This is a genomic window from Magnetospira sp. QH-2 (assembly GCF_000968135.1).
Lineage (GTDB): Bacteria > Pseudomonadota > Alphaproteobacteria > Rhodospirillales > Magnetospiraceae > Magnetospira.
Map to the genome: position 1 here is coordinate 423,851 of NZ_FO538765.1, position 21,915 is coordinate 445,765.

General features: G+C 58.1%; 23 protein-coding genes and 1 tRNA gene. 11 read left to right on the plus strand and 13 right to left on the minus strand.

Annotated features, from left to right (window positions below; genetic code table 11):
- Positions 1-2: 2 nt before the first annotated feature.
- Positions 3-365 carry a response regulator gene (locus MGMAQ_RS02195; protein WP_046020246.1) on the minus strand — a complete coding sequence of 121 codons (363 nt, stop codon included), beginning with the start codon at positions 363-365 and terminating at the stop codon, positions 3-5.
- Between the two features lie 9 nt (positions 366-374).
- On the minus strand, positions 375-2,798 hold the full coding sequence (locus MGMAQ_RS02200; RefSeq protein WP_158498748.1) for an MASE1 domain-containing protein: 2,424 nt from the start codon (positions 2,796-2,798) through the stop codon (positions 375-377).
- Between the two features lie 380 nt (positions 2,799-3,178).
- Here MGMAQ_RS02200 and MGMAQ_RS20905 point away from each other — a divergent pair, with 380 nt between their 5' ends.
- Positions 3,179-3,349 carry a hypothetical protein gene (locus MGMAQ_RS20905; RefSeq protein WP_158498749.1) on the plus strand — a complete coding sequence of 57 codons (171 nt, stop codon included), beginning with the start codon at positions 3,179-3,181 and terminating at the stop codon, positions 3,347-3,349.
- A gap of 27 nt (positions 3,350-3,376) precedes the next feature.
- Here the strand turns inward: MGMAQ_RS20905 and MGMAQ_RS02210 are convergent, their stop codons facing one another.
- Together MGMAQ_RS02210 and MGMAQ_RS21580 are read right to left on the minus strand one after the other, a co-directional pair.
- On the minus strand, positions 3,377-4,156 hold the full coding sequence (locus tag MGMAQ_RS02210; protein WP_046020249.1) for an IS30 family transposase: 780 nt from the start codon (positions 4,154-4,156) through the stop codon (positions 3,377-3,379).
- Positions 4,099-4,326 carry a helix-turn-helix domain-containing protein gene (locus MGMAQ_RS21580; RefSeq protein ID WP_082085213.1) on the minus strand — a complete coding sequence of 76 codons (228 nt, stop codon included), beginning with the start codon at positions 4,324-4,326 and terminating at the stop codon, positions 4,099-4,101. The genes MGMAQ_RS02210 and MGMAQ_RS21580 overlap by 58 nt, the downstream gene beginning before the upstream one ends.
- Before the next feature lie 78 nt (positions 4,327-4,404).
- Here MGMAQ_RS21580 and MGMAQ_RS02215 point away from each other — a divergent pair, with 78 nt between their 5' ends.
- The 5 genes from MGMAQ_RS02215 to MGMAQ_RS02245 all read left to right on the plus strand — a co-directional run bounded on the left by MGMAQ_RS02215 (position 4,405) and on the right by MGMAQ_RS02245 (position 7,864).
- The gene (locus MGMAQ_RS02215) at positions 4,405-4,698 is read left to right on the plus strand and encodes a hypothetical protein (RefSeq protein ID WP_148560804.1); all 294 of its coding nucleotides are present in this window, start codon (positions 4,405-4,407) and stop codon (positions 4,696-4,698) included.
- Positions 4,699-4,872: 174 nt separating this feature from the next.
- Positions 4,873-5,633 (plus strand): IS5 family transposase gene (locus MGMAQ_RS20190; RefSeq protein ID WP_148560766.1). Its coding sequence is split into 2 segments (ribosomal slippage): positions 4,873-5,193 and positions 5,196-5,633, totalling 759 coding nucleotides; the frame shifts between segments, so codons are not numbered across the junction.
- Positions 5,634-5,651: 18 nt separating this feature from the next.
- A complete protein-coding gene (locus MGMAQ_RS20195) occupies positions 5,652-6,089 on the plus strand; it encodes a hypothetical protein (RefSeq protein WP_148560805.1) in 438 nt (145 codons plus the stop codon).
- A gap of 887 nt (positions 6,090-6,976) precedes the next feature.
- Entirely contained in the window at positions 6,977-7,465 is a 489-nt protein-coding gene (locus MGMAQ_RS02240; protein ID WP_046020253.1) for a DUF2934 domain-containing protein, read from the plus strand.
- A gap of 189 nt (positions 7,466-7,654) precedes the next feature.
- Positions 7,655-7,864 (plus strand): hypothetical protein, encoded by a 210-nt coding sequence (locus tag MGMAQ_RS02245; RefSeq protein WP_046020254.1) that lies wholly within the window; start codon positions 7,655-7,657, stop codon positions 7,862-7,864.
- A gap of 313 nt (positions 7,865-8,177) precedes the next feature.
- Here the strand turns inward: MGMAQ_RS02245 and MGMAQ_RS02250 are convergent.
- The 3 genes from MGMAQ_RS02250 to MGMAQ_RS02260 form a co-directional block, all read right to left on the minus strand.
- Positions 8,178-8,253, minus strand: a tRNA-Glu gene (locus MGMAQ_RS02250).
- A gap of 20 nt (positions 8,254-8,273) precedes the next feature.
- A complete protein-coding gene (locus MGMAQ_RS02255) occupies positions 8,274-9,212 on the minus strand; it encodes a DUF4743 domain-containing protein (protein WP_052716056.1) in 939 nt (312 codons plus the stop codon).
- A 7-nt stretch (positions 9,213-9,219) separates the two neighbouring features.
- On the minus strand, positions 9,220-9,528 hold the full coding sequence (locus tag MGMAQ_RS02260) for a hypothetical protein (RefSeq protein ID WP_046020255.1): 309 nt from the start codon (positions 9,526-9,528) through the stop codon (positions 9,220-9,222).
- Positions 9,529-9,766: 238 nt separating this feature from the next.
- Here MGMAQ_RS02260 and MGMAQ_RS20910 point away from each other — a divergent pair, with 238 nt between their 5' ends.
- Positions 9,767-10,234, plus strand: coding sequence for a FliG C-terminal domain-containing protein (locus MGMAQ_RS20910; protein ID WP_046020256.1), 468 nt, complete (start codon positions 9,767-9,769; stop codon positions 10,232-10,234).
- Between the two features lie 39 nt (positions 10,235-10,273).
- On the opposite strand, the gene MGMAQ_RS02270 is transcribed toward MGMAQ_RS20910, so the two are convergent.
- From MGMAQ_RS02270 to MGMAQ_RS02280, 3 genes are all read right to left on the minus strand, one after another.
- The gene (locus tag MGMAQ_RS02270) at positions 10,274-10,843 is read right to left on the minus strand and encodes a GcrA family cell cycle regulator (protein ID WP_052716057.1); all 570 of its coding nucleotides are present in this window, start codon (positions 10,841-10,843) and stop codon (positions 10,274-10,276) included.
- 212 nt (positions 10,844-11,055) lie between these two features.
- Positions 11,056-11,259: a DUF2892 domain-containing protein gene (locus MGMAQ_RS02275; RefSeq protein WP_046020257.1), complete on the minus strand. Its 204-nt coding sequence runs from the start codon at positions 11,257-11,259 to the stop codon at positions 11,056-11,058.
- A gap of 94 nt (positions 11,260-11,353) precedes the next feature.
- Positions 11,354-12,010 (minus strand): Crp/Fnr family transcriptional regulator, encoded by a 657-nt coding sequence (locus tag MGMAQ_RS02280; RefSeq protein ID WP_046020258.1) that lies wholly within the window; start codon positions 12,008-12,010, stop codon positions 11,354-11,356.
- Between the two features lie 150 nt (positions 12,011-12,160).
- Between MGMAQ_RS02280 and pgi the strand changes: the two genes are divergently transcribed.
- A complete protein-coding gene (gene pgi / locus MGMAQ_RS02285; protein ID WP_046020259.1) occupies positions 12,161-13,819 on the plus strand; it encodes a glucose-6-phosphate isomerase in 1,659 nt (552 codons plus the stop codon).
- 98 nt (positions 13,820-13,917) lie between these two features.
- Positions 13,918-16,584 carry a hypothetical protein gene (locus MGMAQ_RS02290; RefSeq protein WP_046020260.1) on the plus strand — a complete coding sequence of 889 codons (2,667 nt, stop codon included), beginning with the start codon at positions 13,918-13,920 and terminating at the stop codon, positions 16,582-16,584.
- Positions 16,585-16,597: 13 nt separating this feature from the next.
- Here the strand turns inward: MGMAQ_RS02290 and MGMAQ_RS02295 are convergent, their stop codons facing one another.
- Together MGMAQ_RS02295 and MGMAQ_RS02300 are read right to left on the minus strand one after the other, a co-directional pair.
- Complete coding sequence (locus tag MGMAQ_RS02295) at positions 16,598-17,254, minus strand: carbonic anhydrase (protein ID WP_046020261.1); 657 nt, start codon at positions 17,252-17,254, stop codon at positions 16,598-16,600.
- Positions 17,255-17,359: 105 nt separating this feature from the next.
- Positions 17,360-19,294, minus strand: coding sequence for a carbohydrate kinase family protein (locus MGMAQ_RS02300; protein WP_046020262.1), 1,935 nt, complete (start codon positions 19,292-19,294; stop codon positions 17,360-17,362).
- Positions 19,295-19,372: 78 nt separating this feature from the next.
- Here MGMAQ_RS02300 and MGMAQ_RS02305 point away from each other — a divergent pair, with 78 nt between their 5' ends.
- A complete protein-coding gene (locus MGMAQ_RS02305) occupies positions 19,373-19,900 on the plus strand; it encodes a hypothetical protein (RefSeq protein WP_046020263.1) in 528 nt (175 codons plus the stop codon).
- 53 nt (positions 19,901-19,953) lie between these two features.
- On the opposite strand, the gene carA is transcribed toward MGMAQ_RS02305, so the two are convergent.
- Positions 19,954-21,165 (minus strand): glutamine-hydrolyzing carbamoyl-phosphate synthase small subunit, encoded by a 1,212-nt coding sequence (gene carA / locus MGMAQ_RS02310; protein ID WP_082085218.1) that lies wholly within the window; start codon positions 21,163-21,165, stop codon positions 19,954-19,956.
- Positions 21,166-21,350: 185 nt separating this feature from the next.
- Between carA and MGMAQ_RS02315 the strand changes: the two genes are divergently transcribed.
- Positions 21,351-21,806: a GatB/YqeY domain-containing protein gene (locus MGMAQ_RS02315; protein ID WP_046020264.1), complete on the plus strand. Its 456-nt coding sequence runs from the start codon at positions 21,351-21,353 to the stop codon at positions 21,804-21,806.
- Positions 21,807-21,915: the final 109 nt, after the last annotated feature.

The following is a 21,915-nucleotide window of genomic DNA, read 5'->3' on the forward strand; positions in this document are numbered from 1 at the left end:
TACTACAGTAGTTCGTTGACCACGGCCATCAGGTCCTCGTCGGTGAAGGGCTTCACCACGACGCTGGTGGCGCCGTATTCCTTGGATAATTCCAGGAAGTCCAGGTTGCGGGTCCGCCCACCGCCTGAAATGGCAATTACCGGCAGGTTGGGGGCATCCGCCTTGAGTTCGGAGATGGTCTCGATGCCTTCCTTGCGCGGCATGATGATATCGGTGATCACCAGATCCACTTTGTTGTCACGGAACACCGCCAGGCCTTCTTCTCCGTTGGCGGCTTCGAGAACCACATGGCCTTCGCTCTCGAGAATCTCTTGAATGGTGAAACGGGCCAGTTCTTCATCGTCGATGACTAAGATGGTTGCCATGGTTGTCCTCTATTCGCCGGTTTTTGTTGTTCTCGGAATTAGTATATCAAAAATCGCCCCCTTGCCGACTTCACTTTCCACTGTAATAGCCCCACCGTGTTTGGCGATGACCCCATAAGCCATGGATAGGCCAAGGCCGGTGCCTTCACCCACTGCCTTGGTGGTGAAGAAGGGATCGAACAGGCGCTGCAGGATCTCTTCGGACATGCCGCAACCGTTATCGGATACGGCAATCCGGACGTAGTTACCCGGGGACAGGTCCGTTGTGCGGCTGTGGTGTTCCGGCCCCATGGTCATGGAGTTCACATTGAATCTGATTTCTCCCACATTACCCGCTATGGCATCCACGGCATTGGTGGCCAGATTGATCAGTACCGTTTCCAACTGCGAGACATCGGCCTCGATCAGACTGTTGTCGGGATCCAGGTCCGCCTGAACCGTGACTGTCGATGGCAGGGTCGATTGCAGCAGCTTCACGGTGTCTCGAACCAGGTCGTTGACCGCAATCACCTTGAACTCCGATTCCTGGTCGTCCCGTCGGCTGAATGCCAGGATCTGGGAAATCAGCTTCTTGGCGATATTGGCGGCCTCGATCACCTTTGCCAGGCGCGCCTTGTCGCGGCTGTCATTGGGGAGTTGCTTGAGGGTCAGGCCGGTCAGGGCGATGATCGGCAGCAGCATGTTGTTCACGTCATGGGCGATGCCGCCGGCCAAATTGCCCACGGCTTCCATTTTTTGGGCTTGGCGGACCGTCTTCTCGGCCTCGATGCGCTCGGTAATGTCGGTGAAAGAAGTGACACCGCCGATAATTGCGTCATCTTTTTTGATGGGTTGGACCGCGTAACGGACCCGCAAGGGCGTGCCGTCGGCTTTCCAAAACACCTCGTTTTCGATGGTGATGGAGCGCCCTTCGCGTACCGCCCGCAGAGCATGGCAGTCGGATTTCCGCATGAGGGCGCCATCGGCATTCGTATGGTGGATGAGTTCATGCATGGACTGCCCGACCAGCTTCTCCGGGCCTTCGTATCCCAGGAGGTGGGCCGCGGCGGGATTGGCCAGAGTACAGATCCCGTCGGTGTCGATGGCATAGATACCATCGCTGGTGCTGGCCAGGACCATGCTCAGCATTTCCTCGCTCTCTTTTAAGTCTTGGTCCGTCTTCTTTTTTTGGCTGATGTCGGTGGCGACTTCCATGCGCACATAGCGACCGTCCAGCCATTCAATGGCACGATCCCGGCAGTCGAGCCAATTGCCGGTAATGGTGTTCTGGAATTCCCAAACATAGGTGGGAGCGGGGGTTCCATCCGCATTCAGCAAGTACTTGTTGGTACAGAAATCACAAGGTCCGGTCTGGCCCTGTTGCAGAACTTTCCAGCAGGTCTGCCGTTCCACGTCCCCAAACAGGCGCCGGGCGGAGTCGTTCAGGAACAGCAGTTCATAGGTCTCCATGTCGGCCACATAGACAACGGCATCCAGGCTGTTCATGACCCGGCGGAAGCGGTTCTCGGATTCCACGGCCTGACGATGAGCCTCTTCATCCACGCGGGCCTCGGCCAATTGGTCACGGGCCCGGTTGCGCTCGGCCAGGCCCGCCGCCAGGGTCATCACCGAAAGCGACATGACACCAATGAAGAATTGCACCTGGATCAGGGCCAGATTGATGTCGTCGCTGAAAAACGGGCCGGTTCGTAAGGAAGTGGCGACAATGGCGAAGGCGGCCACCACGGCCACGCAGAAAAACGCAAACCAGTCCTGCAAGCGCGTGGCGGCCCATAGGGTGACCGGGATCAGGGCAAAGACAAAAGAGCCATGGAAGGGGTTGTCTTCCCGCATGCCAAAGGCCAGGGCGGCGATAAGCACCAGCAAGGAGAAGGCGGCCAGGCTTTCGCCTCGGTTGTCCCATCGGTTTGCGCCTTCCCCGGGGAAGGCCAGACTGAGAATCAGCGGGGCCAGGACGACCACCCCGACCGCATCGCCGGTCCACCAGGTCACGAAGGTATAGGCGTAGTTTTCCCAGGGCAGGAAGCCTGCAACGGCGAGTCCGGTGACACCGAACAGGGCGCTGATGAACTGCCCGAAGACCACCGCGATCCAGAAAAAATGCAGCAGGTTGCTCAGTTCGCCAAACGGGTGGGTGGTTCCGGTGAGCCGCCGCACCGCCCAGGCGGCCCCGACCGTGGACAGCACATCGCCCAGTCCGTTGGCGCTGGCCGAGCCAAGGGCGGCCAGAAGGGTAGCGAGCGATTGCATGTCGAGATAGGCCCAGGCATTGCCTGCAAAGGCTCCCAGGAACACGCCGGGCCAGATCCGGGGCCCCCTGATCATGGCCCAGGCGAACATGATCCCCGATGGGAGCCAGACGGCGGTGACATTGCCAGGTGGAATGGCGAGGGTCTGGCCGATCCGTGCGGTGACGACGTAGGCCGTCGCCACGGCCAAGATTTCGAGTAAGCTTCTATCGACCCTCAGACCCATCAAACGCTACACCTAACGAATACAGGGCCTTAAATTATACAGTTTTTATTGGAGGGATTGAAGCTGTGAATGGTCTTTACTCTACTGAGCATCGTTGTCCATAACATTTTGTCGATTGGAGTATTCGCCTTTTTCCTGAAACAATTTTGGCCGATGATAAGGCGGAGATATTGGACCCGTTTCGATTTGATCCTGGTCATATCCATCGGCAGCACCGGTATACTCAACAAAGAAGTAAAATTCGGCATGCTGGTGTCCCTGTATAACAATCCCGCAAACTGAATACATACCCCCAAGCACTGGAATGACGCGACGTCAAAGACGGGGTGTGGCAACGGGTGCAAGAGCGGCACGGTACTCTGGACGCCAGGACAAAGCCATTCCAGCGTCACAAAGACCTGCGCTACTTGCTGACCCGAGCGGGTCGAGTGTGGTGTTTGCAGGTCCATACGAAGCGCGACCGCCGGGAGATCGACGAACTGAGCGAGTTGTTGAACCGCAACAGGTAGATAACCCTTGCCCAGGGGCGGACTCGGTCACTGATTGCCAAGATTGTACCAACGCCGAACGAGCGTGAAGACGCTCTGTCGATCGACCTGCACGGGGATTTGGCAAGCAGCTTGGCCTTGGCAAAAAATAAAGGGAAACCGGTTATGACCACCGGTTTCCCCCAAACTGAGATTCAATTGGTAGCGGAGGAGAGACTTGAACTGCCAGGGGGAATGGGGATCGCAAAAGAAGGCGCGCACAGGCAGGCTCTTGTGGTCGTAGAACTCGCCGCCGTTGTCCAGGGTGACGGTTTTCCGAGCCCGTTTGGGCGCCCGATTGAGCAAACCGGCCAGCGCCTCGGCGGTGGTGCGGGCGGTTTTGTCTGGAAGGGGCGCGGTGAGCAGCAGCCGTGACCGGCGCTCGATGCAGGTGAGCAGACAGGCCCGTTGCTTGCGGAAATGCACCAGATCGGCCTCCCAATGGCCCGGCTCGGCGCGCAGATGGGCCTTGGTCGGGCGCATATGGATCGGCATCCGGTCGGGGATCGGCGGATCGCGCCGCCCTTTTCGGGCCCGTCGTCCGCGACGGGATTTGGCCTGCGGCAACAGGCGGTGGAGCTTCCGCCGCCGCCCGTGGGGCCCGTAGATCCAGGCATAGATTGTCTCGGCGCTGACGGTATGCTCTGATCCTTCGAGCTTGAGCCTTCCGGCGATCTGCTCCGGGCTCTGTTCCATAGCAAGTGCATCCAGGATGTGGGTTTTCAGAGGGCTCAAGCGCTCGATCTTCGGCAGGCGGCGTTTGCGCGCCCAGGCCATGCGCTCGGCCATGGCGGCTTGTATCCGGCCCGGGGCAGCCGGTTTGTACTAATTCCCGGCCAATGGTCGAGGCCGAGCGGGCCCATCAACCGCCCAATGGCCCGTTGAGATTTACCGTCTGCATGCAGACGGTAAATCTCGCATCTTTCGTCCAAGCTGACGTGTGCATATCTCTGTCCCATAGCATTCCCAGCATACCTGGGTGGTGCACTTGGGGTCTGAATCTAGGAGGTACACCCTACGTCTTCAGCGTGATGTTCTTGGACTATCTGCAAGACAAGTTGGCCACTGATCCAGCCTCCATCAAAAAGCAGATCGCCGGTCGGTTTCGCGACAACCTTCTCGGCGTCATGTACTTCTTCACCGTCGAAGTGAGCCGAGGCGACAAGACCCATGTTCACGGCGCTCTAACGGTGACGGACGAACATAATCCAATAGATAGCCAGAACGCCCTAAAGCATGGCCGCTACACTGCCGAGGCCATTGAGGGACGGCGGGCAATATCTGAACTGTTGAAGCAGTGCCGGGAGACGATGGGAAGTCTTACGCCGTAAGGGTAACATTACGAGCAGAAATCATTCTATAATGTTAGTGGAACGATGAAAGGGAAATCCAATGAAGCTGAAGATGAATATGCTGATGGTTCTAGGCTCAGGACCCATAAAAGGGATTCCCAATAGTCGGTGGACATGATTCCCTTCCCTGGAATTTTAGGGAGGGGAAAGCCGATGCAGAGCCATCATTTCTGGTTGTCCGACAAACAATTCGAACGCCTTCAACCGTTGCTGCCGAACAAAACAAGAGGCGTCCCGCGCGTCGATGACCGGCGGGTGATCAGCGGCATCATCCATGTTCTTCGCCACGGCTTGATGTGGCGTGACGCGCCCGTCGCCTATGGACCGCACAAGACCCTGTACAACCGCTTCGTCCGTTGGAGCGAGGCCGGAGTGTTCGACCGGATCTTCGCCACCCTGGCCGCCGAAAGCACGGCCACCCATACGGTGATGATCGACGCCACCCATCTCAAGGCCCACAGGACGGCGGCGAGCCTGCTCAAAAAGGGGCTGTTCCCCGCCGTATCGGGCGCACCAAGGGCGGCCTGAATTCGAAACTGCATGCCGCCTGCGATGCCGATGGAAAGCCCCTGATCCTGCTGCTGACCGAAGGACAAGTCAGCGACTATCGCGGCGCCGACACCATGCTCCCTGCATTCCCTGATGCCGACGACCTGATCGCCGACAGGGGATACGACAGCGACCGTTTCCGCCAGGCCCTGCTTGATCTCGGCATCGAGCCCTGCATTCCAGGTCGCTCGAACCGCAAAGAGGAAATCCTTTACGATAAAGCCCTCTACAAGCAGCGAAACTTGATCGAGCGCATGTTCGGTCGGCTCAAGGACTGGCGGCGTATCGCCACCCGCTACGACCGTTGCGCCCATACCTTCATGAGCGCAATCTGCATCGCCGCAACCGTCATCTTCTGGTTATGAGTCCTGAGCCTAGCTGTCTTGATGATGCCTTGGCCTGCTTTTGCGGACTCTATGTTATGCATCGCTGAAAAATCGGTTGGTTTTGATTGGGAACAAGAACAATGGGTGCCCAAAATCTTTCGCACTGATTCAAAATTCATTCTTAGAACAGCGACAGAAAAAGATAAGGATGACCCAAAGCTTAGTAATCCAGGAAACTTGGCAAAGACGCAAATCAGTCATGTCTGGTCGATGTTTGGCGTGGGTTACCTTCAGGCTTGTCGGAGCAGTAAAGAAGGAATCCACTGCGATGCAGGTGTTGGAATTTTTAATTTTCGCAAATTGAGCCAAAGGTTCATCTTTGAACAAGGCCTTGGTATGCCAATGCTGGACCATCCTCAGGTCCATGAGTTCAAAAAGACCTATGGTTTCGTTGGGTCTTCAACTGTGGAAATCGGTTCCTGTTCCAAGATTTAAGGAACACGTCCGTGCGGCGATGGGGGGGCATTACTTCATCGCCATAGTGGCAGGACTGCATTAAATCAGCATTCGCAAAGTCAGCTTTGGCTGATTTGCGGGAACAGATACCAAGCGCCCATTATCTACATCAACTTTCAAACTGGGCTTCTTTCGCGCTTTCAGCTTGTTGTGTTTTACGTCATAGCTGGACACCCGCATTAACCGGCCCATTCCGGCTTTGAAGAGCTTTGAAGGCCCGGTTTGGTGAGTGGGCGTGATGATCCTCACCGCCGATCGCTCTGATCGGGCGGTTTTTGTGGTGAACCTTTGCTGTTTGGGCGGATTCATCCCCTCAAAGCGCGGCGTTCATGGAAGATCAGGCGGACAGACCCACGCCAACTCTGACAGCCGCCCTCCAACTTGAATCCAATTTATGCAACCTGGCACCCTTAGAGAATAAAAACTCTAAATATTACATAAAAAATATTAGGAACTTAAATGCCACAAAAAAACATAAAATAAATATATTGCATTTATTTAAATAATGTGGCATCACATTATAATGTTCAGTAGAAAATATATTGGAACCATTTCCAATAATATAAATTATCCCTGCACAATGAAAGTCAGCATGACCCCCCCCCTACATGTAGAGAGCTTCAACCTCGGGGTTGAGGCATGTGGTCATCTGTATTCAGATGCCATCATCCAGATGTTATCTGGAAATAAGTGGGACGCCTACGAGATCTACGACCGACTGCGACGTTGCCACAATCGGGACAAGTGCGGCAATGGCTCCTGCCTCGGCAGGATTGAGAGTTTGGCGAGCCAATTGTCCGGTTTCCCGCTTGTGGGCCAGCACAACGCCTATGCCGATCTGTTTGATTTTCGATGAGGGGATCTTCATGAGTGTGAATATGGAAAGTTGTCAAATTGTCTGTGGGTCCATGGCTCAAGCTGGAATGAACGCCCTGGAAGGGCGTGACCTGTGTACGGCGCGGTCTATTTTTGACCGAATCAATCTGTGCATCAACCAAGGGAATTGTTCCGAGTCTTTTAGCTGCCTAATTGGCAGTTCCAAACTGGGGAGCGCCATCTTCGAATTCAAGATGAACGCCAAACCCGCAGGACTCAAGGGGGGGCTAAGCGAGCAACCCCTACCCCATCAACCGACACGTAAACCTATGAATATTTGGAGAATTCAAATGTCTAAGACAAATGAAGAAAGCATTCGAGACAGAGCCTATCAGATCTGGGAAAAAGAAGGACATCCCACTGGCAATGAAGACGCAAACTGGACACAAGCAGAGCTGGAACTGTCTGAGTCCCCGAAGGTCCTTAAGGTGCAGCCGGTCAAACGGCCATCCCCTCAAGAGCCAACTCTCAACTCCTAAGAATGGTGAACAACATGTCCTTTAGTAGTTTCTCATCTGCACAAAAAGCCCCCAAAATTATCAACCTCGACGACAAGACCAAGGACGCGCCGACACCCCCTCAGCCCCCCATAAAACCGGTTAAAATACCTTTACACAGGCTGCCTGACGGCAGTTGGAAATTTTCCAACGTCAAAAGAGGCAGTCGCCATGAAGCTGTGGAAGGCTTTCACCAACAGCATGATCAACCTGCTCTCGGTCCTGGACAACTTCACCGAGGGCACCAACGAACTATCGCTCATGTACAGGGACGCCTGTCAGTCGGCACGTAAAGAGCAGGCCCTCGAGGTTGCTCACGAACTAGAGCATTTTTTGATCAATCCAAGTCATATCCGGCAGCAGAGAAGTAGTCCGTCCTGAACAACGCCTAAGCCATTGAGATTAAATATATTTGCTCATGTATAGATCAGAAAACTTACGCCAAAGCGGAAATAAGTTTGAGAAGTGTAATTTATCGTTTGCTATCTTAACTGCCAATTCTCCATTCAACAGAGATGGAGGCCCAGGCAGCCAAGCGAGGCATGTAGGTTTGAGCCTATACCTGCCCCATATCAGTGCTTCCGGTGTCGCCTTTGTCCATCATCATCCACCCATTTCCACCCCGGATTATGGGTATTTTATGGGTACAAACGAAAAAAACCCGCCGTGTGGCGAGCTAACTATTTGAAAAACTTGGCGTCCCCTAGGGGATTCGAACCCCTGTTGCCGCCGTGAGAGGGCGGTGTCCTAGGCCTCTAGACGAAGGGGACCCGGAGCGAAGGCCCGTTGTTTACGGGAAAGCCGGGGGGGGGTCAAGGGAAATCGGGGAGTCCGGGCGGCCCGCGATAGGGGCGGATTGCAGTCGTCCATCGTGGGTGCGCAGACCCTGTTGCAAGGCCAGATACTCGGGGTGTTCTGGCGGTAAATGGCCGTGGCGGATAAGGAAATCGATCACCACCAGGGCACAATTGAATTTAAAGCTATCCGCCGTTTCCAACTCCTCGATAATCCGTTCGATGGACCAGAGCAGGAAGTGGTCGATCTCGCCGTCGGTGTTGCGCGGGGTGAAGTCGGCGGGGACCTCCAGGTCATAGACATAGAGGATATCCCGGCGCATGCCGTTTTCCCGTTCCAACTGATAGGAGATGGCCCCCACTGGCCGGGCGCGGCGCGCCAGATGTTCGGGGATGTCGGCTTCCTCGGCACATTCCTTGATCAGATTATCCATGAGCGACAGGGTGGCGGGCTGGCCGCCGGCGACCAACTGGTCCAACTTTCCCGGCGCTGTGGGTTTGTCCAGCGCCCGTTTGCCAATCCACATATGCGGGCGGCTATTCTGGGTCAAATAGCCATTGAGATGGACCCCGGTGCCAAGAATTCCGAACCGGGCCACCGCTGCCCGTTCCAAATACAGCAACGGCGACGCGCCCGGGGCGGTGACGGCGGCATAAAGCTCGTCCCGCCATTTGGTGAAATGGCCTTCTTCGGCCATGCGCCGCAGGGCCGGGTCCATGGCCCGGGTGCGGTCCTCCACGGTTTGCCACCTGTCGAGCACCGCTACTCGGTCATCGGAGCAGCCGAACACTTCCGGATGGCGGCTGCAGACGGGGATGAATTCCCGGCGCACCCAGCCCACCTGCTGATCGGCCACCACGAAGGGCACGAAGAAATCCGGTGTCCAGCGGTTACAGCGGCGCAGGTGACGGAGCAGGGGGCGGGCTTCGGTCATGGTCGGTTCAGGCGCTGAGAGCCACCGCATCCTTTTCCGCCGTCAAGACCACCTCGACCCCAACGATGCGGCGCAGGGCGGCGGCTAACTTTTCCCGCTGGTCGTGATGCATATCGCGGACCTGGATGTCGATTTGCAGGTCGTCCCGTTGAACATTGCGCACGGTGCTGTACCAGGTGGTGGGGACCAGGCCACGCTTGGCAAAGGCCTCCATCACCCGGGGCATGACCCCGGCATCGGCAACGGCATGGACGGAAAAACAGGCGGTGGATGATTGCGGCTCGGTCGCAGCGGACCGGAAGGGTGTCAGGGACATGACGGGATACTCCAAACAGTCGAATAACATTGAGGCGAACGGGAAGGCCCGGTTCTCAGCGGAGAACCGGGCCGGTAATTCGCATCGCGACAGCCGCGAGGGCGGTCCAGCCTGTTTGGGTCAAGTGGGTCATAACGGCATGATCCTAGACCCTAAAGAGTCGACAAATCAAGGGGTCGTCTTGATTTCGTCTCTCGTGCTGTGTCACTTTGGGGCATCTTCAACAACGGATCCGGTCATGAAAATCAGCGCCAAGGCTCTCGGCAAGAACCAATACCTGCTCGCTTTCGATGATGCGCGGGTGACATTGGATCAATCGGATCTGAAGCAGCTTCTGGCGCAACTGAACAAGTTGGTCAGCGGCGGCGCGGTCACTCCGGACAAAGTGCAGGCGCACCTGATCGCCTTGATAAAGGCCGCCGATAACCTGGGGTTACAGGCCCTGCTCCATGCCTCCGAACCCGACGATATTTTGATGCTGCTCAAGGCGGGAGAGGCAGATAAGACTCTGAAGGATCGTTTGTTTGCCAATATGTCGGAGCGTGCCCGCCGAGTGGTCGAAGAGGATCTGGCGTTCAAATACAAAGACGGTGTGCCCCATGCTCACCTGAGCGTGGCCCTGGCCCGGTTGTCGCGGACCATAACGGCGCTGCGGGGCGAGGGGCGTCTGAGCATTCAATCAAAAAAGCAAACGGGCAGCACCTAAAAGGCCTGCCCGTGGGTACACCAATCCGCAAAAGCTCTTTTACGCGGCGGCATCCGCCTTTGTCGCGGCGGCAGCCGCTGCTGCTGCTGCAGCCTGTTTCTTGGCTCGATCAGCGCGATCCCCCTTGCTGCTTTTCACATAGGCGATCTGGCAATGAGGCAGGCAATAGGGCTTGCCGGGCACCGCTGTTTCGCCGCAGAACTGAAAGTCCGGTTTGCCAGGCTCGCCAATGGGCCAGCAGCACATGCCGTGGGTGAGCTGGTCCAAGGTGATGATCTCGTTTTTGCCAGATTTCTTGGCTTTGGCCACGGGGGCCGGCTTGGGCTCCGGCTTGGGCTCGGGCTTGGGAGCGGCAACGGCCGGTTCGGCCTTGGCCGCCGGAGCCTTGGAGGCCTTCTTGGCTGGCGCCGTCTCGCGCGGCGTCGTTTTCTTGGCGGCGGCAGCTCGCTGAATGGGGGACTGCCGTTTGGGCAGGCCAAGGCGGTGGGCCTTGCCGATGACGGCGTTCTTGGTGAAGCCCAGGCGGCGGCCAATTTCTCCGGTGGCCAGGCCTTCACTCCACAATTCGGTTAAGAGCTTGATACGGTCGGGGGTCCAATCTTGTGACATGCTGCCTCTGTCTTGCGCGTCCATTGGAAGAGGACGGAAGGAAAAAATCATTGAAACCAGTAGCTTGGCGGGAAGCGTGGCCGGTCCCGAATGGTCAGCGCGAGATTACATCATCTGTTCCCACGCGGCAACCCCGCCCCGAAACTAAGACCCAAAAGGCGGCCACCGGATGGAGGCCGCCTCAATAGGAACGCGCGGAATAAGCGGAGGCCCTATTTTTCGCTGGCCGGGCAGGTCTTGATGCCGAGGATGCTGTAGGCCGGGCACCAGCCAAGCATGGTGGTCAGCACCGGCACGATACCAATCAGGCCAACCCAGCGATAGGATACGCCTTCGGCCACGGCGGCGAAGGTGAGCAGCAGGCCTCCGACGAGAACGCGCAAAAAGCCATCGAGAAAACCGACATTATGAGGCATTGGAAAAATCTCCGTTGGACGATGATGGGATCACATGGACCCATCATGACGGTCCTGGGCGAGCCTGTCGGTGACCAAGTCACCTAGGGGAGATTTATTTTGCCACAAGCCCTAATCCCTCCCGGTCGGCCAGATCGATACGGCCCCGGGCGAGGCGGACCAGCCCCCGCCGCTCGAATTCTTTTAACTGACGGCTGATCACCTCGCGGGCCGAACCCAGCTCCACGGCGATGTCTTGATGGGTGAGGGGAAGGCTGGCCGATTCCCGGCCTCGATCCAGCAGAAACTGGGCAAGGCGCTGGTCGATACGCCCGAAGGCCACTTCCTCGATCAGTGCCAGCAAGCCATTGACCCGCGTGCCATAGGCGGAAAAAACGAAGGCACGGAAAATGCGAGACGTGGCGAGCAAATCCTGAAAAGCGGCGGCGGGCAGAATGGCGGCGGTGACGTCGGTCTCGGTCAGGCCCTCGGCGTTGTAATCCTCCCCGGCCATCAGGCAGGAGGTGGTGAGGACGCAGGTCTGCCCCTTCTCCACCCGATAGAGCACGATTTCCCTCCCGCTTTCAGCGACCATCTGCACCCGAACACTGCCGTCGATCACCATCAGGTAGTTGGCGCAGGCGCCGCCGTCGTGAAATACCGTTTGCCCGGCGGGCAGGGCTGCGATCTGGGCAATCTGCAAGAGCCTTTGACGCTGATCGTCTGGCAGCGCTGCCAGCGGGGGAAATGCGGCAAGCCAGTTTTCGGTCATCAAGGGTTTTCCTTTGCCAAGCGGTATTGGATCATAGCGTGAAGCGAAATTGGGCGCCATCGGGTTGGTGACCCCGCACGATGTCTGCTAGGCTTGAACCCATCGAACGAGTCGTCCCAATACCCGGCGAATCCAGGGGGAATCCAGCCCATGTCCGACCTGACCCAGACGTCCGCCTGGCAAGCGTTGCAAGCGCATGCCGAGGCCATGACCCATGTCCATATGCGTGATTTGTTCGCCGAGGACCCGGGCCGCTTCGAGACTTTCTCCCTGCGGTTGGGTGATATGCTGGTGGACTACTCCAAGAACCGTATCACCGGTGAGACCATGGACAAGCTTTTTGCCCTGGCCGAGGCGGCGGATCTGGAGATCTGGCGCGGTCGGATGTTCGCCGGCGAGCATATTAACAACACCGAGAACCGCGCGGTGCTGCATGTGGCCCTGCGCAATCGCTCCGACCGGCCAATCCATGTGGATGGGGTCGATGTGATGCCCGCCGTGCGGCGCGAGCTCGATCACATGCGGCGGTTTTCGGAATCCGTGCGCGAAGGGTATTGGACCGGTCATACCGGAAAGCCCATCGCCGATGTGGTCAATATCGGCATCGGTGGCTCCGATCTGGGCCCGGTGATGGCCTGCGAGGCCTTAAAGCCCTATCACCATCCCCGCCTGAAGGTGCATTTCGTCTCGAATGTGGACGGCACCCACATGGCCGAGACCCTCAAGGATCTGGATCCGGAAACCACCTTGTTCCTGGTGGCCTCAAAGACCTTCACCACCCAGGAAACCATGACCAATGCCCAGTCGGCGCGCAAGTGGCTGACCGACCAGTTGGGCGAGGCGGCGGTGGGGCGTCATTTCGCCGCCCTATCCACCAATACCGAGGCGGTGGCCGCCTTCGGCATCAATACCGCCAATATGTTCGAGTTCTGGGACTGGGTGGGCGGACGTTATTCCCTGTGGTCGGCCATCGGCCTGCCCATCGCCATCGCCATCGGCATGGACGGCTTCGAGGACATGCTGCAAGGCGCCTATGAGATGGACGAGCATTTCCGCACCACGCCACTGGATAAAAACATCCCGGCCATTCTCGGACTGCTCGGGGTGTGGTACGGCGACTTCATGGGCGCCCATGCCCATGCGGTGCTGCCCTATGACCAATACCTGCATCGACTGGCCGCCTATCTGCAACAGGCCGATATGGAAAGCAACGGCAAACGGGTGACCCGCGACGGGCAGCCGGTCCCCTACGCCACCGGCCCGATCCTGTTCGGCGAACCAGGCACCAACGGCCAGCATTCCTTCTATCAGTTGATTCACCAGGGCACCCACCTGATCCCCTGCGATTTCATCGCCACGGCGGAAACCCATAACCCCATGCCGCACCACCACCCGATCCTGCTGTCCAACTTCCTGGCCCAGCCGGAAGCCCTGATGACCGGCAAGACCGAAGACCAGGTGCGCGAGGAACTGGTGGCCCAAGGGAAGTCCGAAAAACAGATCGCGGCCCTGCTGCCGCACAAGGTGTTCCCCGGCAATCGTCCGACCAACTCGATCCTGCTCAAGACCCTTGACCCCCATGCCCTGGGACAACTGGTCGCCCTCTACGAGCACAAGATCTTCGTCCAGGGCGTGGTTTGGGGGATCAACTCCTATGACCAATGGGGCGTCGAACTGGGCAAGCAGCTGGCCCGGGTGATTCTGCCGGAACTCACCGGCGACGCCGAACCCCGCAGTCACGACGGCTCCACCACGGCGCTGATCGAGCAGATTCGGGCCTGGCGGGGGTCGCAACAGCCTCAAAATTAATGGTAGATTTGTCGCAAGACATATCGGCATAATCGTATCTGTATAACCTTGGGGCGGTCCATTGTCCGGGGCGCCCTGGGCCAATGCGGAGGATGAGTATGCGCATCGCATTGCATAGATGGCTGTTTATTCTTGGATGTTCCTTGGCGATCTGGTTGACGGCTCCGGTGGCCGAGGCAGCGGATGGCGAAACACCAGAGCCGAAACAATCCAAAGAACAGCCGGAAAAGAAGTATCTGGAAGCCCTGGTGCCTTTCGAAGACCGCATGGCGCGGATCCGTAGAGCTCTACCCGGGCTTGAGACGACGGCGCGCGCCGATCGAGTCATGATTCTGATCCGGATCTTGGATCGAGCATACTCGACCACTCTCAATAATTTCAACTTTGGATTGCGCGCTGTTTCCAACGCCTTGATCCAGATTCAACAAGAAGACGAGACATCTAGAAAAATCGGGAACGCTTTCCTCGAATCGATTCCGAAATTGTGGAATGAACAGCGCGAAGGATTGAATCAAACCGCGCAAGAATTGGCAAACGACGTTGAATCATACGCTTATCCCGGTGCGAAAGGAGATCTGCTTGAGATTTTGGGGCGCTACTTTCGACGAATAGACCGCCTGTGGGAGGAACTAAGAGATCATCGCAAGGCAATAGAGGCTGGGAATACCGTAACTGATACGGTACTCAATTCGATCTGGTTCCGATCTGTTTCGGCAATCGTATTGCTGGAGGTGGAGATGCGCCTGACGTTCTTCCACAGTCGGCTTGACGACTACGGCTCCGCCGCAGAAAGTCTGCATCACTCCCAAGACCTAGCTTTAGCCTATGTTTTCAATTGCTATTTGGTGCGATTAATAGATGGAGAGCCTTGCGGGCCCTTGCTTGACAAAAGCACTCAGTATTTAAACATTGCAAGCAATGCCTTGGAGGAAATCGAGGAAGATCGGCAAAAATTCGGTTTTCTGGCATTGGATACTGCTACTGAAAGCAAAAATCCTTTGATTCGTTACTTGACGGCAAAGTCTCGACGCAATGCCGAGAAACTGCGCTCCGAGAAGCAGCTAGTCGACGCCATGAAGACAATGGTGGATCTGGCATCCATCGGAAGCTTCAAGAAGGCTGAGTTTACCGCAATTTGGAAGGCCTATGAGTTTGGTCGCCGCAATGCCCATGACCGTTTCGAAGACAACGCCGACAAGGTTTTCAAGGCCTTGAAAATGTTTGGTTCGGGGAATCAGAAGAAGAATCAGAACACCGAGACCAGCAAGACCACCGCCAATACCGACTTCTGGGCAGGCCAGGTTTCCCGCCATCCGGATAACGGTCGCTTGGAGGCCTGTCTTGTCGTGCCGGACCACAAACTGACCCGGGGCATGGCGTTGATCGAGTATCCGGTACTGGGCAAAACCCGACTGGCTTTTTCGGAAAAGGACTGGAACCTGAAGGACGGCGAAACGGTGAAAGGCACCCTGATCTTCGACGATGGCACGCCTCTACCATTTGACGGTCGGGTCTACAACAAAGGGCGGCTATATATCTCGCCGCTACCCGAACACTTCATCGAACAGGCGACCGATGCCCGCTTCCTCTCCGTGAAGATACCGCAAGGCAAGCGTTCCTACCCCCTTTACAGCATCGACATGGTCTACGACTCGTTGCGAGATTGCCTGGCCGAGGCCGGGGTGAAAGTTCCGGAAAGGATGGGGTTGCAGAAACTGCGACCACCGCCGCTGGCCAAAATCCCGAAAGAGGCGGAAGCGGATGATCAGACCCACCGCATCCTGCTTAAGATCGCCCGGAACACCAGCTTGAAAAAGGCCCTGGATGAGAACTTCCGTCGCCTAGTCGATGGGTTGGATCTCTATCTGCAACAAACCGATAACATTCTGGGAACCATCAGCCTTTATCTGTCCGGGCACAATGAATGGAAAACCGTTGATGACCGGTTCGGCCCTTACACCTGGGATGCGGGAGCCTTCATTGATTACATCGACAACTATGATGTCCCATCCATCTACCGGGCCAAGCTCCTCCGGGGTCCCTTCGATCCTCTCGTGGCCTTCCACGATGGGTTCACCGAGGCACGCAAATCCTCTCGGGACGCCTACTACAAGGCCTATGATCTTTTCGAGGCCCTCGAAGGCAAGCCTGTCACCAAGGAGATGCAGGACAAGGAAATCCCGGTGATCGCCCATACCATCTTTGAATTGGAGGCCTGGCGAACCTTCAACCGGGCCACCTACGACCTGCTTGTCCATGATCTGGCGGCGGATGCCGGGTTGGAACAGTTGATCTGGGGGATGAACGTGATCAACGACGCCGCTTATGTCAGTTTCATGCTCGGCCTGTCCGAGATGTCGCGCCACGATCGTGCCGCCGCCTTAGGCCATTTCGCCGATGCCAAGCGGATCATCCTGGCCGCCGATGGCGCGGTGGCCCATTTTCGCAACGAGGCGGCAGGTTTTGAAACCCTTCTCCTGGACGCCCTGGGCGGAAAAGTTGGTGGAGCCGATGCGCTGTTGGAGAACGTGGAACTCGGTCTGCAATTGGAGGAAATCTTTGCCGCCAAATTGGTGGACCGTGTGGATCGGTTGGTTGACGGGGAAATGATCGAAAGCGTCCGCCAATTGTTTAAGGAGATCAACGATCAGCGGATGGCACAACGCAAGGAGCGTCAAACTCTGTGGGCGGCCTTTACCCTCAACTTGGTGGAGGCCATCGGTCAGAAATCCGCCGAAGAGGGTAAGAAAGGCTCTGGAATCTAGAGCCTGTTCCCGATTATGGGGCCTCGGTCAGCTTGAACACGCTATGCAGATCGGCGGGGCCTTCCAACCCGACGCCAAGGTCACGCAGGATCCCATCTCGCAGGCTGTAGATCCAGCCATGCAGCGCCAGCTTCTTGCCCTGGGCCCAGGCAATTTGCACCACCGATAGCCGGGCCACATTGCGCACCTGTTGCACCACGTTGAGTTCGCACAAGCGGTCCTGCTGCTGCCGCTCGTCCTTGATCAGGCGCAGTTCCTCGAAATTGGCGTGGTAGACGTCCTTGATTTGTGCCAGCCAGTTGTCGAGGAGGCCGTGGGGTTGTTTGTCCATGGCCGCCTTGACCCCGCCGCAGCCATAGTGGCCGGTGACGATGATATGTTCGACGCCCAGCGCCTCCACCGCGAATTGCACCACCGACAGGCAATTGACGTCGGACAGGGGCACCTGATTGGCGATGTTGCGATGTACGAAGACCTCGCCCGGCTGCAGACCGACGATCTGATTGGCCGGAACCCGGGAGTCGGAACAGCCGATCCACAGGTAGTTCGGCGTTTGCACATCGCGCAGGCGCTTAAAGAATTCCGCGTCTTCGCCCAGCCTGGCCGCCGCCCAATCCCGGTTGGCGTTCAGCAGGTCCTCGGGGGACTTATGGTGTTTTTGATCGCACATGACTCTGTTTTTTACCGGGAATCATCTGTTGCCGCAATCCTATCTGGCCGGCCAAGCCATGGGGAGCCTTGCACAGAGGAGAATTTTGCCATGCGTCCATGGTATCTACCCCCGAAACACCCCGGCCAGCAGGGCGTCCAACCGTCGAATCAATTCCTCGGTCATTTCCCGCTCGAAATCGTCCAGGTTGGTGGCATGGGCCCAGGCGAAGCGCACCTGCGGTTCCTGGGCGCGGATCATGTTGTCGCGCAGGGCCTGTCGCATCACTTCCTGGCTCTGCTCGCGTGACACGCCCTTGCGTTTGGTATGCCAGACCAGGCGCTCGTCGATGTTCTCGGTGGCGAAGTGCCAGATCTTGATGTCCGCGAACAGATCGGCGAAATCCTCCGAGGACAGGATCTCCATGGCCTCCAGGAAACCCGCCCGCAAGACATAGACCCCCTCGGCCCCGCTCAGATCCTCGGTCAGCACCCCGTTGAGGATGCCGGTGCGGCCTTCCAGGTCACCGATTTCGGGACAGAAGCGACCGCTCTCGATACGCTGCTGCATCTCGGCTGGGTCCAGCGACACCATCCCCGCGCGGCCCTGGGCCGAGGGATGGGCGATCACCCGGGGCACAACATGCACAAGCGGGCCCAGCGGATACTCGTTCTTGGCGATCGCCCGGGCCAGGTTTTCCACCGCCGCGCCGGCGCCGGTAATGGCCGGTTGGTCCGGGTCCGCCGGATTGCCGCCAAGGATCAGCACCAAGACGTTGTTGCGCGGCCCGCGCGGCATGATGGTCGCCGGGCGGATCTGGCAATGGTTGCGCTTGAAAGTCTCGTGTTTGCCGACAAAAGCGCCGGAGGCCCGGGCCTTGGTCAAGGCGTACTCAACGAAGCCCCGGTCCTTGTCGGTCAGATGAGGCCTGGCGCGCTGATAAATGATCCCAGCGATGTAATGAGCGAAGTTGGCCGCCTCGTTGAGCTTGAAGATGGGGCCGCCGGTAAGGAAATAGGCGCCGATGGAGGCGGCGAAGCTGTCACCGCAGCCGGTATCCTCGCGCACGGCGGGGTCGACCTCGATGGAGTTTTCCTGAATCAGCGGCGAATAAACGAATTCCACCTGCCCGCCGCGGGCCTTGCGGGCCAGACTGGCGCCCTTGGCTCCGTCGGTGATGACCACGTAGTTGGCACCGTAATCGAGGATGCGACGACTGATTTCCTTGGCATACATGATGCGCAGCTCGGTGGCGTCCTTGTGCCGTCGGCCCAGGGGCTCGAAGGCGAAGAATTGCGCTGCTTCCGACAGGTTCAGGCTGACCACGTCGACGATGGAGAGAAAGCTGCGGTACTCGGTGTAGAGCTGTTTGAGTTGATTGCCGCCCACCAGCCAGAACACGCGCAGGCCCTTGTCTTTCAGCTTGCGCTGCATGATGGCGTCGAACTTACGGGAGTCCTGCGGCTCCTGGCCGACGAACAACACGTCGTTCCCACTGCCATAGAAGTCGGTCTCTTGTTGCCACAGGTCGATGGCCTCGGCGTCATAGGTGGGGCCACGCTGGGTGACGATCAGTTTCTCGAAGTCCTTGGACTGGAAGATCAGCGAGGTGCGTGAAAGCCCGTCCACCAAGGTGCCGGGAAAGGAATCTCCGGCATCGGCCCAGGTCAGATAGTCGGCGCGCGGGGCATTGTCCCGGCCCTCGCCCAGCACGTCGAGGATCACTTCCAGGTCCTTGCTCAGATTACACAGGCCGCCGCCCAGAGTGCGGGCAAAGGGCCCGGCGTCCGTATCCTTGATGCGCAGGGTCTCCCCGGCCGCGGCATCCAGGGTAACCAGATAGCCGTCGCCATCCCGCTCGATGCGATCTACGGCCACCTTCACGCCGTCCGGCGAGCGGCTGCGCAGGGCTTCCAGCTGATTGCGCAGATCACCGCCCAGGTTTTCGGCGAAAAGGTCGACGGTCTGTGACCGGACCAAGGAAATCAGGACCCGCCCGCTGCGGTCGTTCAGTTGCCGCACAGCGGCGTTGCGCGCTTCGGCGCTCACGTTTCTTGGCATGAAATGGCTCCCCCCATTCGATTTTGCCGAAGTCTATCAGGTCAGAAGCAGGAACGGTAGATGGGGGATGTGTTACCAATGGGCATGTGGACTCGCATTGTCACTTTTGCCACCGCCTTGATCCTGGTTGCCCACCCGGTTCGCGCCCTGCCGCCCGGGTTCGATCTGACAGCGCAGTGCCAGCGGCTGCACGCCGACCGGGAGCGGGATATCGAATACCCTCAGGACAGGGCCAAGACCGACCGCTTTTGCCGTCTGCGCGCCAACGGCGAGGAGGGAATGGTGGCCTCGGACCAGTATTATTTTGCCCTGCGCCGGGGGCTGCGGTTCATCTGCAAGGGCAAGCGGCCAATCCTCATGGACCTGCTTTGGCCGCTCAGGGATTGCAACGGCGAGACCCGCACGGTCAGTGCCTCCCCCGCCGCCAACGGGCAATGCCGCCTGCGTATCGTCGAGACCGGGACCGAGGTGCTGGCGGAATCCGGGAGTATTGAGGATCTGCGGCAGTATCTGGATGAGCGACCCTGGTGGGAGAGCCTGGCCAGCCGCCTGGCCGCCCCGGCACTCTATGACCTTATGGAAGAGGCGCGGAATTGTTGGGAATAGCCCCTTAGCGCCTGTCGGGTCCGATCGGACCCGTTGGACAGGCGCGACGTGATCTAGCGACTCTCGGCAATCAGTCCGATGAAGCGCTTGAACAGGTAGTGGCTGTCCTGCGGGCCAGGGCTGGCTTCCGGGTGATACTGCACGGAAAATACCGGCTTCCCTTCGACCCGGATGCCTTCCACCGTGCCGTCGAACAGAGACTTGTGGGTCTCGATGACGCCGTCGGGCAGGCTCTCGCGGTCGACCACGAAACCATGGTTTTGCGAGGTGATTTCCACCTTCCCTGTCTCCAGGTCCTGGACCGGCTGGTTACCACCGCGATGCCCCATGTGCATCTTGTGGGTGGTGGCGCCCAGGGCCAAGGCCAGCATTTGATGGCCCAGGCAGATGCCGAACATCGGTTTGCCGCTTGCCAACAACTTCTGGATCACCGGTACGGTGTATTCGCCCGTGGCCGCCGGATCGCCGGGGCCATTGGACAGGAAAACGCCGTCCGGTTCGTGAGCCAAGATGTCATCGGCGCTGGTGGAGGCGGGAACCACGGTCACCCGGCAGCCGGCGGCGGCCAGACAGCGCAAGATATTGCGCTTGGCGCCGAAATCCATGGCGACCACGTGATACTTGGGATCTTGTTGCAGTCCGTAGCCTTCGCCCAGAACCCAAGTCGCCTCGTCCCAGGAATAGGTTTGCGCGCAGGTCACTTCCTTGGCTAGGTCCATGCCCTCCAATCCGGGCCACGAAGCGGCCATGGTTTGCAGGGCATGCGTATCGATCTTTTGCGAGGGATCATGAATGATCGCCCCGATGGGGGCCCCGCCATCGCGGATCCGACGGGTCAGGCGGCGGGTATCGACACCGGTGATGGCGACCAGATTGTTGCCCTCCAGCCAGTCATTCAAATGCCGCGTGGCTCGCCAATTCGCCGGGTCGGTAATCTCGGCTTGAAGAATGCAGCCGCGCACCGCCGGGGTGGTGGTCTCCACGTCTTCTGGGTTGGTGCCCACGTTGCCGATATGCGGAAAAGTAAAAGTGATGATCTGTCCCGCATAGGAGGGATCGGTCATGATCTCCTGATAGCCGGTGATCGAGGTATTGAAGCAGACTTCGCCGATGGCAACACCCTTGGCCCCCGCGCCTTGGCCCCAGAAGATGGTGCCGTCGTCCAACACCAAGGCAGCGGTGGTGCCCGGTGGGCAGGTGCCCTCGGGCAATGGGGCGACGGGGCGTGCGGTGGTGGTTTCGGGCGCGGCTTGGGAGTCGGCCATGGGTGCAATGCTCCAGCTTGAGGGTAACCGCGACCATGTAAGGCAACCAGGCCAGCCCGTCAACCCCTGGCTTGAAATTTGAATAATTCTTATTTATCAATTGGTTGTCTTGGCGTTGAAGCTTTGCGTTTTTGCTCAGGATCGGCTAGGGTTTGCGCTTTCCGGCCCGATAGGGAGGCTTGCACATGCTTCGCGAGCGCTTGAAAGAAGAACTGAACATTGCCATGAAGGCCAAGGACAGCCAGAAAGTGGCGACCCTGCGGCTGATCCTGGCGGCGTTGAAGGATCGAGATATCGCGGCCCGAGGCAAGGGCCACGACGAGGCCGTCAAAGAAGACGAGATTCTTTCCATGCTGCAGTCCATGGTCAAGCAGCGCCGGGAAAGCATCGCCATGTATGAAAAGGGCGGACGTCTTGAACTGGCCCGTCAGGAAGCCGACGAAATCAGCGTTATCGAGACCTTTCTGCCGCAACAGCTCGAGGGCGATGAATTGTTGGCGGCCGTGGAAAAAGCCGTGGCGGCGATCGGGGCCACCAGCCTCAAGGATATGGGCAAGGTCATGGGCGTGCTGAAGGCAGACTATGCCGGTCAGATGGATTTCGGTAAGGCCAGCGCCGTCGTCAAGGCAAAGTTTTCCTAAACCATCCATCCAAAAAGAATTGATCGGGTCCTTGGACAAGCTCCGAAAAAGCACCGCGGTTTCCGTTGAGTGCTTTTTTTCGGTCCAGCCGTCCATGGGTTTGCTATTA